Raw genomic sequence first — 548 nt, 5'->3', positions numbered from 1 at the left:
GCGCGGCAGGATGTTTTTACCGTAGGCGGTTGCCGGTGCCAGAATGTGGCTGTAGTCCCTGGCGATGGCCAGCACTTGCTCGGCCACGTTTTCTGCCAGACCGTCCGCGAATTGCGCGGCGTCGGCCAGCAAGACTTTCGATACGCCGGCGATTTGTGCCGCAGCATCGGCTGCCGCCCTGGCGTTGTGACCTGCGACCAGAATATGCACGTCGCCGCCGGCTTGGACAGCCGCGGTAACCGTGTTCAGGGTGCTGCCCTTGAGACTGATGTTGTCGTGTTCTGCGATGACTAATGCGGTCATGATGTTCCTTCTAATATCCGTAGAGAGGCAGTTTCAAAAATGAAGCGAAGCGGTTCTGGCCAGGCGCCCGGCCGCAGACAGTGCGCGATTGCACGGCAAGGCTGGGCAACGACGCCAGAATCATTTTTCAACTGCCTCAGATGACTTTGGCTTCGTTGCGCAGCTTGGCAACCAAGGTCGCCACATCCGGCACCTTGACGCCAGCAGTACGCTTGGCAGGCTCAGCCACCTTGACCGTCTTCAGA

Annotated in this window: 2 pseudogenes; both read right to left on the bottom strand. The window is 59.5% G+C overall.

The window, feature by feature from the left end:
* Window positions 1-303 (bottom strand): annotated as a pseudogene (locus AKL27_RS26935) (electron transfer flavoprotein subunit alpha/FixB family protein); the annotation flags it as partial.
* Between the two features lie 136 nt (window positions 304-439).
* Window positions 440-548, bottom strand: a pseudogene (locus AKL27_RS28065) (electron transfer flavoprotein subunit beta/FixA family protein); the annotation flags it as partial.

The organism is Herbaspirillum autotrophicum, assembly GCF_001189915.1.
GTDB lineage: Bacteria > Pseudomonadota > Gammaproteobacteria > Burkholderiales > Burkholderiaceae_D > Herbaspirillum > Herbaspirillum autotrophicum.
Note: the sequence above shows the minus strand (reverse complement) of the source record. Positions and strands in the feature narration are given on the sequence as shown.